We start from the raw sequence: 14,428 nt of genomic DNA on the forward strand, positions 1-14,428 counted from the left end.
CTAAAGCTCGGCCAGGATGCCCCGCACGAAGCGGCGGAAAATGGGCCCGGTCTTGGCCGCCACCGCCAAGACCTCCTGCTCCGTGGCGTGGTGCTCCCTCTCGGGCACCGCCATGTCGGTGATGGTGGAAAGCCCCAGCACCCGGGCCCCCAGGTGGCGCAAGGCAATGACCTCAGGCACCGTGGACATGCCGATGGCGTCCGCCCCCAGCTCGCGGAGCATCCTGAGCTCCGCCCGGCTGGCGAAGCTGGGCCCCAGGAACCAGGCGTAGACCCCCTCGAGGAGGTGCAGGTCCTGCTTCCGCGCCACCTTGCGGGCCAGCTCGTTGAGCTCCGGGTCGTAGGCCTCGAACATCACCGGGAAGCGGGGGCCGAGCCGCTCGTCGTTCTTCCCCCGCAAGGGGTTGACCCCAGCCACGTTGAGGTAGTCCAGGTGAAGCATGATCCCCCCCGCCTGGAACCTGGGGTTGAGCCCCCCCGCCGCCGAGGTAAGAATAAAGGTCTTGGCCCCGAGGAAGTACCCCACCCGCACGGGGAAGACCACCTCCTCGGCGGAGTAGCCCTCGTAGTAGTGGACCCGGCCCTGGTAGACCAAGACCCGCCTGCCCTCAAGCTCCCCCAATACCAGCCGCCCCACATGCCCGGGGGCGGTGGAAAGGGGGAAGTGGGGGATCTCCCCGTAGGGGATCTCCACCTCCAGGGCCACCTCCTCAGCCAAGGGGCCAAGCCCCGAGCCCAGGACGATCCCCACCTCGGGCACGAAGCCGGTCTTGGAGCGGATGTAGGCCACGGCCTCCTGGATCTTCTCGTAGACCTCCATGCCCGCCATTCTACTCTCACGCCCCCTTCACCGGCCTCTGGTAAGCTTCCCGCCATGAAGCGGCTTTTTGCCTTGGTGTTCCTAGGCCTTCTGGCCCTGGCCGCCCCCCTCCGCGAGGTGGTGGTGGAAGGGGGCGACCCCGTGCTGCAGGCCTTAGCCCGGGCGGCCCTGCCCTTCGGGGTGGGGGACGAACCCGGGAACCTGGAAGAAGCCCGGAAGGCCCTCCTGGCCACGGGCTACTTCCAGCAGGTGGAGGTGCGCCTGGAGGGAGACCTCCTGAGGGTGCTCCTCACCCCCTACCCCCCCATCGCCGAGGTGAAGGTGGAGGCCAAGGCCTTCCCCCAGGAAGTCCTCCTGCGCTTCCTGGAACAGAACTTCGCCATCGGCCAGGAGGCTACCTACAATCCCCTAAGGGCCCAGGAGGCGGCCCAGGGCCTGGCCCAGGCGTACCGGCAAAACGGCTTCCCCTTCCTGCCCAAGGTGTCGGTGGAGGCCAAGGAGCAAGGGGGAAGGATGGTCCTCACCTTCCGGGTGGACGAAGCCCCCGAGGTCAAGGAGGTGCGCCTTGCGGGGGCAACCCTGCTTCCGGAAGGGGAGCTCTTGCGGCTCCTGGAGCCCCTGAAAGGCCCTTTCGACTTCGGCAAATACCAGGAGGCCCTAAAGGGCATCGCCCTCCGCTACGAGGGGGCGGGCTACCGCTTTAGTGGCCCTGACCTCGAGGGGAGCACCCTCCAGGAAGGGGTTCTCACCGTGCGGGTGCGGGAGCTCAAGGTGGTGCGGGTGGAGGGGGAGGGCCTGGACCTCTCCCTCTTCCCCTTAAAGCCGGGGGATTATCTGCGCTACGACCGCCTGCTGGAAGGGGTGCAGGCCCTTTCCAAAGGGCTTTCCCGGGTGGTGAACTTCACCCTGGCCCCGGAAGGGGAAGGGGTGGTGGTGCGCCTGGAGCTGGGCCTGGAAGGGGGCAGGATCGAGCGGGTGGAGATCACGGGGAACACGGCCTTTACCACCGAAGCCCTGCAGGCGCTTTTGCGGCTTAAGCCGGGCGAGGTCTACACCCCAGCCCTGGCCCAGGAGGACGCGAGGCGCATCGCCAGCTTCTACCAGGAGAAGGGCCTCGAGGTGGCCGACGTGCGCTTCGGCTTCCAGGACGGGACCTTCCGCCTCCAGGTCCTGGAGCTCAAGATCGGGGGCTACCGCCTGGAGTGGCAGGGGCAGCACCGCACCCAGGAGGAGGTCATCCTGCGGGAGCTTCCCAAGCCGTGTAGCCTCTTCAGCGTCCAGGCCCTTCGCCAGGGGATCGCCCGGCTCATGGCCACCGGGCTCCTGGCCGAGCCCCCCGGGGTGCGCCTAGCCCCCGGGGAGAAGGAGGACCAGGTGGTGGTGGTCCTTTCCCTGAAGGAAGCCCGCACCGGCCTCTTCCAACCCGCCATCGGCTGGAGCTCCCTGGAGGGCTGGTCGGGGAGCCTGAGCTTTAAGGAAACCAACCTCTTTGGCCTGGCCCACCAGGTGAGCCTGGACCTGTCCTTCCTGCAAAACGAGGCCAAGGACAACCTCTCCCTCTCCCTCTCCTACACCGTCCCCTGGCTCTACCTGGACTACTGGGACCTCAAGGAGGTGCGCACCAGCGTTTCCACCGGCCTCTTTTCCACCCCCATCGGCAACAACAAGCTCCTCCAAGGCAGCGCGGACACCGGCTGGGAGTACACGGAAAGGCGTACCGGGGGCACCTTAAGCCTCTCCCGCCCCCTCGCCAAGGACCTGGAGAACCTGCGCCTCTCCCTGGGGCTTTCCGCCCGGCGGTCCACGTATGCCCTCGAGGTCTATGACCCCAACGCCCCCTGCGACCCCGCGGTCACGAACCCCGCCGACCCCAAGTACTGCGACGGCAACGGCTACAAGGACCCCTCCCTGGCCCAAAGCCTCCTCCCCACCCCCGGCTGGACCCTCCGGCTGGACACCGGGGTAAGCTACCTGGAGGTGGACGACCCCCGCTTCCGCACCCAGGGCTACGAGGCGGGCCTCTCCACCGGCCTCGGCCTCTCCCTCCCGGACACGGGAGGCCGCAGCTTCTTCGTGCCGCTGGTGGCCACGGGCAAGACCTATTTCGGCCTGGACGAGGAAAGGCGGCAGGCCCTGGCCTTCAGGGTGTCCGCAGGCACCCTCCTCGGCTTCCCCCCGGAAAGCGAGCGCTTCTTCCTCTCCGGGGGCGGGGCCGAGGCCTTCCTCCTCAGGGGCTACGAGGATCGCAAATATGGGGGGCTTTCCTTCGCCACCGGAAGCCTGGAATACCGCTACAACTTCAACCTCTCCCCCCAAGGTGGCACCAACCTCTACGGCATCCTCTTCGCCGACCTGGGCATCGCCGACAACACCGGCGGCGTGAAGTGGGGCGCGGGCATTGGCTTCCAGCTGGACCTGGACGTCTTCGGGGCCCTCCTCCCCTCCTTACGCCTGGACTACGCCTTCAGCCCGGAAAGCCCCACAGGCCGGCTCCACTTCCGCATCGGCCCCATGTTCTAAGCACCCCGTGGGGGCTTGCGCCCCCACGGGGGCCCCAGAAAGGGCTTTGGGCATCGGTCCTTTCTCTGCCCATTCGGCAACCCCCACGCATGGACCCTTGGTTGCGCCAAGGCGCGGGCTAACGCAAACTGTTCTTGACGCCGCCCGGCGTTTCTGCCATGAAAGCCTACCTGGGCCTCTACACCGCCAGGCTGGAAACCCCGGCCCGGAGCCTCAAGGAAAAGCGGGCCCTCATCAAGCCCGCCCTGGAAAGGGTAAAAGCCCGCTTCCCCGTCTCCGCCGCCCGGCTCCACGGCCTGGACGCCTGGGGCTTTGAGGTGGTGGGCCTGAGCGTCTTGGGCAACGACCCCGCCTGGGTGGAGGCCACCTTGCGCGAGGCCGCCCGCTTCCTGGCCCTGCAGGGGGATTTTAGGGTGGCCCTGGAGGAGTTCCGCCTCGAGGCCTTCGAGCTGGATGGCCTGGTCTAGGGACACGCCCCCGGAAGCTAGCGGGGTAAGATGGAAGGGGTGAACCTTAGCCTTCTACCCACCACCGATCGAGAGCGCCTCCAGGAGCTTTGTCAGCGCTACGGCGTGCGCCGGCTCCTTCTCTTCGGCTCCTTCGCCCGGGGAGAGGCTTCGGAGGCAAGCGACCTGGACCTGTTGGTGGAGTTCTTCCCCGGCCAAGTCCCGGGCCTGGGCTTCGTGCGCCTGCAAGAGGAGCTCTCCCGCCTGTTCGGGAGGCAGGTGGACCTCCACACCGCGAAGAGCCTCAGCCGCTACTTCCGCGAGGAGGCCCTAAGGGAGGCCCATCCCCTTTATGAGGCCGCCTAGGGTTTCGGATAGGGTCCGGCTCCTGCACATGCGGGACGCGGCGCAAAGGGCCCTGGAGCTGGGGCAAGGGAAGAACCTGGCCTCCCTCCCCCCAGAGGACACCACCGCCTTGGCCGTGGTGCGCCTCCTGGAAATCCTAGGGGAGGCCGCCAGGGGCCTGTCCCAAGAGCTCAAAGAACGCTACCCCGAGGTTCCCTGGCGGGAGATCGCCGACACCCGGAACCGCTTAATCCACGAGTACTTCGACGTGGACATGGAGGTGGTGGGAGCCATCGTGGAGCAGGACCTCCCCCACCTCCTCACCCGCTTGGAGCAGATTCTAGAGGAGCTGGGCGCCTAAACCAGTTCCACCCCAAAGGCCGTGGACCCCCCGGTGCCGTGGCAGATGGCCGCCAGGCCCCTTTCTTCCCCCTTCTGCCTTAGGGCGTTCAGGAGGGTGACCAGGATCCTGGCCCCACTGGCCCCGATGGGGTGGCCCAGGGCCACCGCCCCCCCGAAGACGTTGAGGCGCTCGTAGGGCACCCCCAGAAGGCGGCGGAAGAGGACGTTGTTGAGGGCGAAGGCCTCGTTGTTCTCAAAAAGGCCGAAGTCTTCAATCTGCATGCCAAGCCGGTCCAGCAGACGCTTCACCGCGGGGATGGGGGCCTCGGGGAAGCGCCAGGGCTCCCCCGCCGCCCAGGCCCCGCCCAGCACCCGGGCCAGGGGCTTCAGGCCGTGGGCCTTCACCGCCTCCTCCGAGGCCAAAAGAAGGGCCGCCGCCCCGTCGGAGATCTGGCTGGCGTTCCCCGCGGTGAGGATGCCGTCCTTCCGGAAGGCGGGCCTAAGGGCGGCCAGGGACTCCAAGGTGGTCTCGGGCCTTATCCCCTCGTCCCGGTCCACCACCACCGGCCCCTTCTTCCCGGGAAGCTCCATGGGGGCGATCTCCTGGGCGAAGAACCCCTTCTCCGTGGCCTCCGCCGCCCTCTTATGGGAGAGGAAGGCGGCCTCGTCCACCTCCTCCCGGCCCACCCCATAGTCCTGGGCGAGCCTTTCCGCCTGCTCCCCCATGGCCTCGCCCGAAAAGGGGTCGGAAAGCCCGTCCCTTAGGAGGATGTCCTGGAGGTTTTCCGGCGCCCCCATGAGGAACTTGTACCCCCACCTTGCCCGGTGGGAGAGGTAGAAGCCCGCCTGGCTCATGGACTCCATCCCCCCGGCCAGCACCAGGTGCGCCTCCCCCGTGCGCAGGAACTGCACGGCATTCATAACGGCCATCATCCCCGAGGCGCAGACCATGTCCACCTGGTACCCGTCCACCTCCTTGGGGATGCCCGCCTTGAGGGCCGCCTGCCGGGGAAGGAGCTGCCCGTGCCCAGCCCTTAGCACGTTCCCGAACACGTAGAGGTCCAAATCCTTCCCCTCCACCCCCGCCCAGGCCAAAGCGGCCCGCATGGCGTGGGCTCCAAGCTCCACCGGGCTCACATCCTTCAGCGCCCCCCCGAACCGGCCGATGGGGGTGCGCGCCGCGGAAACGATGTAGACCTCGCCCATAGGCCCATCATACCCCCCCATATGGGGGATGCGCGCCGCCTCAGTAAGGAGCATCCTGAAGATGCCATGCGGAAAGGTATAGCCACGCCAATTACCCTGATCGTACTCCTGGTGGTGTTCGTGAGCCTGCTGGCAGCCACCAGCTACATGGCCCTGGGCGCCCTAAAGGGAACGGCCACCGAACGGGCGGTCTACCAGGCTTTCCTCATCTCCGAAAGTGCCCTGGACGCCCTACCGGTACTCTTGCGAAAGGCAGGGTGTGGGGGCAATGCCCCAACCGACTACACCCTTCCAGCTCAGGGTGGCCCCGCGGCCCAAGCCACCTACGTGTACAAAGCGGGAACCCTCCAGGAGAACGGCATTCCCAAGCTCCCCCAAACCGGTGGCACCATCACGGTGGAAGCGGTAGCCGAATACGGCGGGGCGAAGGCCAGGCTGGAAAAGAGCTTCCAGGTGGGATGCGGTATCCTGGGAGCTATACCCGCCGCCCTCACCTCGCGTCCTAGGGTGGAAGTCCGGGGTAATGCCAAAGTGATAGGGGAGAACTTTGCCACTAGCACTGGCGTGTTGCCCCGGACATTTCCCGCTTCTGGCCTGACTCAGGTCGTCATAGGGAGTAACACGCAGTTGCTTGTACCCCCTGAACAGAATGGGAAGCGGCAAACCTTTACCCTGAGCGTGGCGGATGCCAGCCTTATTCCCGTGGGTGGCTATATTCAAATTCCCACGGGAGGCACAGCCAAGACCTACCGAGTGGAAGCCAAGTCCGGGAATACCCTCACCCTTTTGCCCTTATTTTCCCCTAGCGCAACCGATGTCATCCTGCCCCTGGCTCCCGTGGGCCTGGTGGAGTATGGGGTGAAGGACTACGACGCGGCCACCAAGACCTTTACCCTAAGCGAGGTGCGCGGTCTGGTGGTAGGGCAGAAGTTCAAGGTGGGCGGGTACGAGGGAACCATCCAAGGGATCAACCTCGAGGCCAAACGCATCACCGTTTCGTGGACCACTTCCGAGCCCTCGCCGAGCCAAATAGGGGAGGGAACTCCCTTCATTCCCCAAGTGGTGGGTGTGGCCAGCCATCTGGGAATCGACACCGATGGCGGGGCCAACATCCAAAACGGACAACTCCCCAACTCCCCCCTTGTCCCCGCTGACCGCGACCAGCTCTTCCAAAGGGTTTTTGGCATGAGCAAACAGGAATTTCTCCGCCTTTACCCGCCTTCCAGCTCGTTCAACGGCAACCTCAGCAACTGGGAGCTCAAGGTGGTGAACGGCCCCTTAAACCTCACCGGAAACAGCTCCATCTGTGGCCAAGGTATCCTGGTGGTTTTTGGGGAACTCACCGTAAACGGCTCGTGCGGAAGCGGTTTCCAGGGGCTCATCTACGTGGCCGGGGATTACGATCAGCAGGGGAATGCCTCCATCACTGGGGCCGTGGTGGTGGAAGGCAAAGCCGATATCGGGTGCAGCAGCGAAGACTGCGAAACGAAAATTGCGGGTACCCAGGCGAAAAACCAGGAGGGTAAGATTGAATACAGCGCCCTGGTCCTACACCGGCTCCGCATGGCTTCCGCTGGCACGGTCAACGTAACCCCCATTGCCGGAACGTGGAGGCGGCGGTGAGGCGAGGTTTTTCCCTCTTAGAGGTCCTGATCGTTCTGGGGATCATAGGTGTGCTCCTGGCCCTGGTGGCACCCAACTACCTTCGCTGGCGGGCCCAAGCCCAGCTGGATGAGGCCGCCCGCTCCCTGGCCTGGACCCTGCAACAGGCCCGGGCAGAGGCCAAGCGGAGCAACAGCTCTCGCTGCGTTAAGGTTTTCCAAAATGGCTGGGCCTCCGGCACCAACTGCGACAACCTGAACCAACCAAGCACGACCCTCAAGGAAATCACCATCAGCACCAACTATGCCAACACACCTCCCCTCTCGGTGGTGTTCCACCCTCCCTACGGCACCACCGACGCTCCCCTGAAGAAATTCACCCTCACCCACCAGCGCGCCCAGCTGCAGCGCTCCGTTCACGTGGTCGGCGTCATCGGAAAGGTGATCGTGCGATGAAAAAGGGTTTTTCTCTAGTAGAAATCCTCGTGGCTCTGGCCATCTTCGGCCTCCTCAGCGGCATAGTCCTCTCTTCGCTTTTGGGTCTGTTTCGCGTGAACCAAAGCGCAGGCCTCGAGGCCCGCGCCGTGGTGGTGGCCAAGGACTTCCTGGAACGGGCGGTGAAGGAGTCCAGCTACACGGCCTCGGGGACCAGCTACGTACTCAACGTTCCCAAGCCGGCGCAAACCCAGGGCTTCAGCGTGAGCCTGAAGGCGGCCGGGCGCATGGACACCAGCGCCGCCCTAACGTTCTCCTCCTGCACAGACGCAGGGTCAACGTACACCTGCACCGTGACCTGCAACCAAAACAACACCCCCGTGGCCTGCCGTCTGGTGGCCCTCGAGGTCCAACTCAAGGACAGGGGCAGGACCTTCACCTTTTACCGGGAGTGGGCGCCATGAGGAAAGGCTTCACCCTGTTGGAAATCCTGGTGGCCATCGCCGTTTTGGGCATCTTCACCGCCGCTCTGCTTTCCTTCATGCAAAGCACGCTGGCCGCCAACCGAACCGCGCGGGTCCAGGCCCAGCTTCTGGAGGAGCTCAAAGACGCCTCAGGCTACCTCGCCGATACCCTCCAGGAGGCCAAAGCGGTCCTCACTTCCGCCCAGGTGAACGGCCAAACCTGCGCCCCCCCTTCCTGCCTTGCGGTGCTGGTGCCCGAGAGCGCGACCAGCTGCGCCCTCCGGGCCTACCGCCTGGAAAACCGAAGCGCCGTGGGCGACGACTACAAGGCCCCTGACCCTTGGGCGGACGCCAATACCCGCATGCTCCGGGAGTACCGCCTGGGCGGCCAATCCTGTACCGCCACCTCCTTCACCAACGCCCAACCCTACGTGGTCCTGGACCTGGTGGACAACGACTCCAACCTGAGCTTTTTCCAGGTAGACACGAACCCCACCCGGATCACCCTCAACATCCGATTGAAAGCCCGCGAGAGAACCCGCATCGTGTACGTGCCGGGGAACAACCAGGCCTACCAGGTGCGCATCTACCCCAGGAACGCTCCCTAAGTTTTCACACCCCTTTCACACCCCCCTGCCATCCTGAGACTGACCCCCCAAACGGGGGGGTTGACAAGGGCAGGAGAAGCCCCCGAGAATGGCGGGCGAGAGGAGGTGAGAGCAGGGTTAGAGATAGAAGGTAAAGCGGTGAAGGCAGGTCGGCAATAGGCAAAAGGCACTCATGGCCGCGCAATACATGAAGGCGCGGGAAAACCTTAAGGAGATAGAGGTATGCGGAACGCAAAAGGCTTTACCCTGATTGAGCTCCTGATCGTCATTGCCATCATCGCCATCCTGGCTGCGGTTTTGATCCCCAACGTGCTGAACGCCCGTAAGCGGGCCACGGACAGCGCCGCCCAAGCCTTCGCCCGGCAGGTGGTTACCTGGATTGCCGCCGCCGACACAGCGGGCATAGATGTCACTGACGTAACTTCTTGTACTGATGCCAAGCTCCAAGCCGAAGGAGCCCCGAATAAGTTGCCTAACGGGGTAGCTGATTGCAGCGTGGCCTATGACGGTCAGGGGAAGTGGACCGTAACGGTCGAATCCCAGGCGGGTAACACATTCACGGCCACGTATTGACTCTGGTAACTACCCCCCGCCTTGGCCTTGCGCCGAGGCGGGGTTTCCTTTCTGGCCCCTTTGTCTCATACCCTTTCACGCAGAACCCTTCGCCCCGGGCCACCAGTGGAAGAGGGTGTGCCTCCTGAGGAGCTCCCGGTCCCGCTGCAGGGCCAACCACCGCCTCTCCACCGCCTCCATCAAGGCCTCCAGGTCCGCAAAGTACCGGTTCGCCACCGCCTCGTTCACCAAAGGCCACACCCGCTCCACCGGCTGCAGCTCCGGGGAGTAGGGAGGCAAAAACACCAGCCGGATGCCCTCGGGCACCTCCACCCTCGGGGACACGTGCCACCCCGCCCGGTCCAAAACCACCCACACCTCCCCCTCCTCCTCCCCAAGCCACCCGCGAAACTCCCGCAAGGCCCAGCTCATCACCTCGGTGTCTATCCCATCCACCAGAAGGCTCAGGCTCTCCCCCGTCTCCGGCTCCACGAAGGTGCACAGGTAGAACCACCGGTACCGGTGCGCCACCACCGCCTTGGGCCTCTCCCCCCGCCGGGCCCACACCCGCCGGTACACCGGCTTCAGCCCCAACCGGTGCTCATCGTAGGCAAATACCCTCACCCTTCGCCCCGCTGCCCGGGCCGCCTCCACCTCTTGGCGGAGTTTTTTTTGAACGCCTCCTGCGCCTCCCTCTCCGCCTTCCGGTGCACCGGGCGCGGTACCCGCAGGGCAAACCCCGCCTCTTGGAGTAGGCGGTAGATGGGGGTCAAGATACGAGCTCCGCTCGTGACGAGGGAAAGCCGCTTCCCCAAATGTTCCGCCACCCACCGCTGCAGCTTGGGCCCCGTCCACAAGCCCCCGTCGGGAGGGGGACCCTCCAGGGCCTCCAGCACCTTTAGGGTCTCCTCCGGGGTGAGCTTGGGCTGGGCTCCGGGGTTGGAGTGCCGCCCATCCCGCAGGGCCTCGGGGCCCAGGAGGTTGTACCGGCGCACGGTGGCGTGCACCCAGCGGGGGGTCTGCAGGGTGATGCGGGCGATCTCCCTGGCGGAGAGGCCCTTGGCCGCGTGGTAGACGGCTTGGAAGCGGGTCTTTTCCACCGGGTCCTTGGCCTTTTTGTACCTGCGCTCCAGTTCCCTCAAGGTCAGGTGACGGGCTACCTGGGGCATGGAAGAAGAGGGTGCGGAATGAGGGCCCTACTGGAGCACTTCTCTGTAGATTTCCTCCAAGGCAATCCCCACCCCCAGGCAGGGCACCTCCACCTCTCCCCCCTCAAAGACCCGGTAAAGCCACCCCTCCGCGCCCCGGAAGTACCCCTCCACCCGCCGGGTGCGGCTGTCCACCAGGAGGTAGCCCTGGAGGGAGGGAATCTCCCGGTAGCGCCAGAGCTTCTCCCGGCGGTCCGTGGCCTCCGTGCCCTCGGAGAGCACCTCCACCACCAGGCAGGGGCGTTCCTTGTAGAGGGGGTGGGGGTCCTCGCCGCAGACCACCATCAGGTCTGGGTAGTAAAAGGTGCGTTCGGAAACCCGCAGGCGCATGTCGGAGAAGAAGACCCGGCACCCCCGCGCCTGGGCCGCAGGGCGCAGGAGGAAATAGAGGTTCCCCACCAAAAGGTTGTGGGCCTCGCTAGCCCCGGCCATGGCGTAGGGTACACCCTCCAGGAGCTCGTGCCGCTCCTCCTGGGAGGCCTCCCAGGCCAGGTACTCTTCGGCCCCCATGGGGCGGAGAAGCTTGGCGGCCTCTCCCACGGGCCCCATTCTAACCCCGCCCGCGACATGCTACCCTAAGGGCAGGCATGACCACCGAGGAACGCCTCTACAAGCTGGAGGGGATCGTGGAAGGGGTCATGGCCACCCTCCCCTCCCGGGTGGCGGGGGTGGAAAACCGCATGGACCTCCTGCGGCAGGAGCTCAAGGGGGAGCTGCAGGCCCTGCGGCAGGAGGTCAGGGAGGAAATCCAAGCCCTGCGGCTGGAGGTCAGGGGGGAAATCCAGGCCCTGCGCCAGGAGCTCAAGGGGGATGTTCACGCGTTGCACCAGGAGGTTATGGGAGAAATCCAGGCCCTGCGCCAGGAGGTCAAGGGGGACATCAACGCCGCCCTCAACCGGCTGATGCTCTACTTCACCGCCCTGGCCGCCGCCTTGGCCCTGCTCACCCTGCTACGCTAGACAGGCCATCGCTCGTAAAGCCGCCAGTCACGCAACCCTTAGCGCCTCCCGCTCCACCCGCCCCCGCAGCTCGGGCCGCAAAGACCCCTCGGTGACCAGGTCCACCCGTGTGCCCAACACCTCCTCCAAAAAAAGCTTAAGGCCCATATACCCCAGAAAACCTGGGCGGCGTGCGAAGCGCACCAGGAAGTCCACATCGCTTCCCGGCCCGGCTTCCCCGCGGGCGGTGGAACCGAAAAGATAAAGGGCTTCCACCCCAAAGCGCTGCCGCAACTCCTCCAGGTGTGGGGCCAGCCTGCTTTGGACCTCCTCGAGGCGCATCGCCCTCATTCTACAAAGCGCCAAGACCCCAGGAGCGCCTCCCAACGCCCAAGCCCCCTACGCCAGCCGCTCCTCCAAAGCCCCTTCCGCCTCCACCCAAAGGGGGCCGAAGGGCTCTTCCTGGTCTAGCCGCACCAGGCCCAACCGGTGTGCCTCCAAAAGCGCCGCGAAGCCCACCACCCGCTCCCCCCAGCCCCGCAAGGGCAGGCGGTGGAAGGCCACCCGCCCCCTCAGGAAGCCCTTCAACCGCTCCCAGGCCTCCTTTAGGCCAAAGCCCTCCCGGGGCAGGGCCAGCACCGCCTTGCGGAAGGGCCGGGCAGCCTCCTTGAGCGCCTTGGGGGAAAGGCGTAGGGCGGGCCGGGGCACCGGGGGCGGGGCCACGGGAAGGAGCCGGGCCCGCCGCTTGAGGCGCTCCTCCAAAAAGGCCACGGTCTCGGAAAGGTCCACCAGCACCCGCACGATGGGGGCCTCCTCCCCCTCCTCCTTGGGGGTGAGGGCCCGTTCCGGGGAAAGCTTCAACACCAAAAGCTCGGCCAGGAGGGGAAGAAGCTCTGCCCGGGCCCGGAGGTCCTCCGGCACCTGGGCCAGGGCTTGCTCCACCACCAGGAGGACGGGAAGCCCCTTGGGGGAAAGCCTTCCCCGCCTTAGGGCCTCCCGGAGCTCCACCGGGGTGCCGGCAAACCCGGGAAACTCCAGCCGGATCACCGGAATACCGGGCGCTTCGTGGGGAGAAGGAGCCCCACCTTCTCCCGCACCTCCTCCATGGTGGCCGCCGCCACCGCCCGAGCGCGCTTGGCCCCTTCCAGGAGGGCGTCCATCACGTAGTCGGGGTCCTTTTTAAGGGCCTCTGCCCGCTCGCGGATGGGGCGCAGGGTCTTCATCAGTTCCTCAAAGAGGATCCGCTTCACCACCAGGGTGCCAATGCCCGCCTTGCGGTACTCCTCCCTCAGGGCCGCCACCAGCTCCTTGGGGGCGAAGTAGGAGAGGTAGGTGAAGACGATGGTGCGCTCCGGGTCCCCGGGGTCGGAAAGGCGGATCCTCTGGGGGTCGTCGGGAAGGTGGCGGATCTTTTCCCAGATGCTCCTTTCGTCCTCCAAAAGGCCGATGGTGTTCCCTAGGGACTTGCTCATCTTGGCCTTGCCGTCTATGCCTGGCACCCTGGGGGCCTCGGGGTTCAGAAGGGCCTTTGGCTCGGGGAAAGTCTCCCCGAAGAGGGCGTTGAAGCGCCGGGCGATTTCCCGGGTGAGCTCGATGTGCTGCACCTGGTCCTCCCCCACGGGGACGGTGTCCGCCTTGTAGATGAGGATGTCCGCCGCCTGGAGCACGGGGTACATGAGGAGGCCTGACCAGACCGCCTCCTGCTTGGCGGCCTTGTCCTTGAACTGGGTCATGCGGGTGAGGTCCCCCAGGGGGGTGAGGGTGGTGAAGACCCAGGAGAGCTCGGTGTGCTCGGGCACGTGGGACTGGACGAAGAGGGTCACCTTTTCCGGGTTGAGGCCAGCGGCCATGTTCACCAGGGCCGCCTCAAAGGTGCGCCGGGCCAGGGTGGCGGGGTCGTAGGCCAGGGGGTTGGTGAGGGCGTGGTAGTCCACGATGCAGAAGAAAGCCTCCCGCCCCAACCTCTCCCCCAGCTCCACCCACTGCTTGATGGCCCCCAGGTAGTTGCCGATGTGGATCTCCCCCGAGGGCTGGATGCCGGAGAGAACCCGCGTCATGGGCTTAAGTGTAGCAAAAGGGCGAGGCCCCCTTGCGGGGGCCTTCCTGGTGCCGGGGGCGGGACTTGAACCCGCACGCCCTCGCGGGCACACGACCCTGAATCGTGCGCGTCTACCAATTCCGCCACCCCGGCAGACGCAAGGGTCATTGTACGGAAGGCCCTTATCCCCGTCAAGCCCTAGCGCCAAAGGGTGAGGAGGGCCAGGATCACCGCCAGGGCACTGAAGTAGAGCATGAGGCGGTTTAGGGCGGTGTTGATATCCCCCTTTAGCTCCTGGCGCAGGGAAGCCATATCCCCCTCTAGCTCCTGGCGCAGGGAAGCCACATCCCCCTTGAGCTCTTGCCGCAAGGACGCCATCTGCTCCCCAAGACGCCCCTCCAAAGCCCCCATCACCGCCTTGAGCTCCTGGCGTAAGGAAGCCATGTCCCCTTTGAACTCCTGGCGTAAAGAAGCCATGTCCCCTTTGAACTCCTGGCGTAAAGAAGCCATTTCCCCCTTGAGCTCCTGGCGAAGGGTGGCCATCTCCTCCTTAAAGCGCCCCTCGAGGGCCGCCATGTCCCCCTTGAGGTCTTGGCGTAAAACCGCCATGTCATCCTTGAACTCCTGGCGTAGGGCCACAAGTTCCGCCTTGATCTCCTGGCGCAAAAGATCCATGCGGGTTTCCAAAGCGGTAACCCGTTCAGGGAGGGTGGCCATCACCCCTTCCACAATTCCTTCCAACTTGTAGAGGCGCTCCTCCGTGGTCATCTACCCCCAGGCTAGCACAGCACTTGACCCCGGGGCAAAGGAAGCGTAGGCTATAGGACAATGCAGCGGGGCTTTCTGCTAGACCTAGGCCGGGCAGGCCCGGCTTAGGGAAGCCCTGTTGCCTTCCCCCGGGCCCAA

The 14,428-nt window shown here is 65.5% G+C and carries 19 protein-coding genes and 1 tRNA gene; 10 read left to right on the top strand and 10 right to left on the bottom strand.

What is annotated here, in order from left to right:
- Nucleotides 1-828 (bottom strand): purine-nucleoside phosphorylase, encoded by an 828-nt coding sequence (locus L1088_RS01065; RefSeq protein ID WP_234553351.1) that lies wholly within the window; start codon nt 826-828, stop codon nt 1-3.
- A 45-nt stretch (nt 829-873) separates the two neighbouring features.
- Here L1088_RS01065 and L1088_RS01070 point away from each other — a divergent pair, with 45 nt between their 5' ends.
- From L1088_RS01070 to L1088_RS01085, 4 genes are all read left to right on the top strand, one after another.
- Nucleotides 874-3,339 (top strand): BamA/OMP85 family outer membrane protein, encoded by a 2,466-nt coding sequence (locus tag L1088_RS01070; RefSeq protein ID WP_234553352.1) that lies wholly within the window; start codon nt 874-876, stop codon nt 3,337-3,339.
- A gap of 158 nt (nt 3,340-3,497) precedes the next feature.
- On the top strand, nt 3,498-3,806 hold the full coding sequence (locus L1088_RS01075; protein ID WP_038047197.1) for a DUF503 domain-containing protein: 309 nt from the start codon (nt 3,498-3,500) through the stop codon (nt 3,804-3,806).
- A gap of 39 nt (nt 3,807-3,845) precedes the next feature.
- Nucleotides 3,846-4,151, top strand: coding sequence for a nucleotidyltransferase family protein (locus tag L1088_RS01080; protein WP_234553353.1), 306 nt, complete (start codon nt 3,846-3,848; stop codon nt 4,149-4,151).
- Nucleotides 4,138-4,491 carry a HepT-like ribonuclease domain-containing protein gene (locus tag L1088_RS01085; RefSeq protein ID WP_234553354.1) on the top strand — a complete coding sequence of 118 codons (354 nt, stop codon included), beginning with the start codon at nt 4,138-4,140 and terminating at the stop codon, nt 4,489-4,491. Before L1088_RS01080 ends, L1088_RS01085 begins: the two co-directional genes overlap by 14 nt.
- Here the strand turns inward: L1088_RS01085 and L1088_RS01090 are convergent.
- A complete protein-coding gene (locus L1088_RS01090; protein ID WP_234553355.1) occupies nt 4,488-5,678 on the bottom strand; it encodes a thiolase family protein in 1,191 nt (396 codons plus the stop codon). The genes L1088_RS01085 and L1088_RS01090 overlap by 4 nt on opposite strands.
- Nucleotides 5,679-6,464: 786 nt before the next feature.
- Between L1088_RS01090 and L1088_RS01095 the strand changes: the two genes are divergently transcribed.
- The 5 genes from L1088_RS01095 (at nt 6,465) to L1088_RS01115 (ending at nt 9,359) form a co-directional block, all read left to right on the top strand.
- A complete protein-coding gene (locus tag L1088_RS01095; RefSeq protein WP_234553356.1) occupies nt 6,465-7,301 on the top strand; it encodes a hypothetical protein in 837 nt (278 codons plus the stop codon).
- Nucleotides 7,298-7,735 (top strand): GspH/FimT family pseudopilin, encoded by a 438-nt coding sequence (locus L1088_RS01100; protein ID WP_234553357.1) that lies wholly within the window; start codon nt 7,298-7,300, stop codon nt 7,733-7,735. The genes L1088_RS01095 and L1088_RS01100 overlap by 4 nt, the downstream gene beginning before the upstream one ends.
- Nucleotides 7,732-8,178 carry a type II secretion system protein gene (locus L1088_RS01105; protein WP_234553358.1) on the top strand — a complete coding sequence of 149 codons (447 nt, stop codon included), beginning with the start codon at nt 7,732-7,734 and terminating at the stop codon, nt 8,176-8,178. Before L1088_RS01100 ends, L1088_RS01105 begins: the two co-directional genes overlap by 4 nt.
- Nucleotides 8,175-8,786, top strand: coding sequence for a prepilin-type N-terminal cleavage/methylation domain-containing protein (locus L1088_RS01110; RefSeq protein WP_234553359.1), 612 nt, complete (start codon nt 8,175-8,177; stop codon nt 8,784-8,786). Before L1088_RS01105 ends, L1088_RS01110 begins: the two co-directional genes overlap by 4 nt.
- A gap of 222 nt (nt 8,787-9,008) precedes the next feature.
- Nucleotides 9,009-9,359: a prepilin-type N-terminal cleavage/methylation domain-containing protein gene (locus tag L1088_RS01115; RefSeq protein WP_234553360.1), complete on the top strand. Its 351-nt coding sequence runs from the start codon at nt 9,009-9,011 to the stop codon at nt 9,357-9,359.
- 75 nt (nt 9,360-9,434) lie between these two features.
- Here L1088_RS01115 and L1088_RS01120 read toward each other — a convergent pair whose 3' ends face one another.
- The 3 genes from L1088_RS01120 to L1088_RS01130 are packed head-to-tail and all read right to left on the bottom strand — an operon-like array spanning nt 9,435 to nt 11,086.
- Nucleotides 9,435-9,962, bottom strand: coding sequence for an IS630 family transposase (locus tag L1088_RS01120; protein WP_234553361.1), 528 nt, complete (start codon nt 9,960-9,962; stop codon nt 9,435-9,437).
- A complete protein-coding gene (locus tag L1088_RS01125; protein ID WP_234553362.1) occupies nt 9,959-10,507 on the bottom strand; it encodes a winged helix-turn-helix domain-containing protein in 549 nt (182 codons plus the stop codon). The genes L1088_RS01120 and L1088_RS01125 overlap by 4 nt, the downstream gene beginning before the upstream one ends.
- A gap of 27 nt (nt 10,508-10,534) precedes the next feature.
- A complete protein-coding gene (locus L1088_RS01130; RefSeq protein ID WP_234553363.1) occupies nt 10,535-11,086 on the bottom strand; it encodes a Uma2 family endonuclease in 552 nt (183 codons plus the stop codon).
- 47 nt (nt 11,087-11,133) lie between these two features.
- Here L1088_RS01130 and L1088_RS01135 point away from each other — a divergent pair, with 47 nt between their 5' ends.
- On the top strand, nt 11,134-11,505 hold the full coding sequence (locus L1088_RS01135) for a CCDC90 family protein (protein ID WP_234553364.1): 372 nt from the start codon (nt 11,134-11,136) through the stop codon (nt 11,503-11,505).
- A 27-nt stretch (nt 11,506-11,532) separates the two neighbouring features.
- Here L1088_RS01135 and L1088_RS01140 read toward each other — a convergent pair whose 3' ends face one another.
- From L1088_RS01140 to L1088_RS01160, 5 genes are all read right to left on the bottom strand, one after another.
- Nucleotides 11,533-11,826 carry a nucleotidyltransferase family protein gene (locus L1088_RS01140; protein ID WP_234553365.1) on the bottom strand — a complete coding sequence of 98 codons (294 nt, stop codon included), beginning with the start codon at nt 11,824-11,826 and terminating at the stop codon, nt 11,533-11,535.
- Nucleotides 11,827-11,883: 57 nt separating this feature from the next.
- Nucleotides 11,884-12,531 carry a chromosome segregation protein ScpA gene (locus L1088_RS01145; RefSeq protein ID WP_234553366.1) on the bottom strand — a complete coding sequence of 216 codons (648 nt, stop codon included), beginning with the start codon at nt 12,529-12,531 and terminating at the stop codon, nt 11,884-11,886.
- The gene (trpS, locus tag L1088_RS01150) at nt 12,528-13,541 is read right to left on the bottom strand and encodes a tryptophan--tRNA ligase (protein WP_234553367.1); all 1,014 of its coding nucleotides are present in this window, start codon (nt 13,539-13,541) and stop codon (nt 12,528-12,530) included. The genes L1088_RS01145 and trpS overlap by 4 nt, the downstream gene beginning before the upstream one ends.
- Nucleotides 13,542-13,588: 47 nt before the next feature.
- A tRNA-Leu gene (locus L1088_RS01155) sits at nt 13,589-13,675 on the bottom strand.
- A 45-nt stretch (nt 13,676-13,720) separates the two neighbouring features.
- Nucleotides 13,721-14,290 carry an apolipoprotein A1/A4/E family protein gene (locus L1088_RS01160; RefSeq protein WP_234553368.1) on the bottom strand — a complete coding sequence of 190 codons (570 nt, stop codon included), beginning with the start codon at nt 14,288-14,290 and terminating at the stop codon, nt 13,721-13,723.
- Nucleotides 14,291-14,428 lie beyond the last annotated feature (138 nt).

This window comes from Thermus caliditerrae, assembly GCF_021462525.1.
Lineage (GTDB): Bacteria > Deinococcota > Deinococci > Deinococcales > Thermaceae > Thermus > Thermus caliditerrae.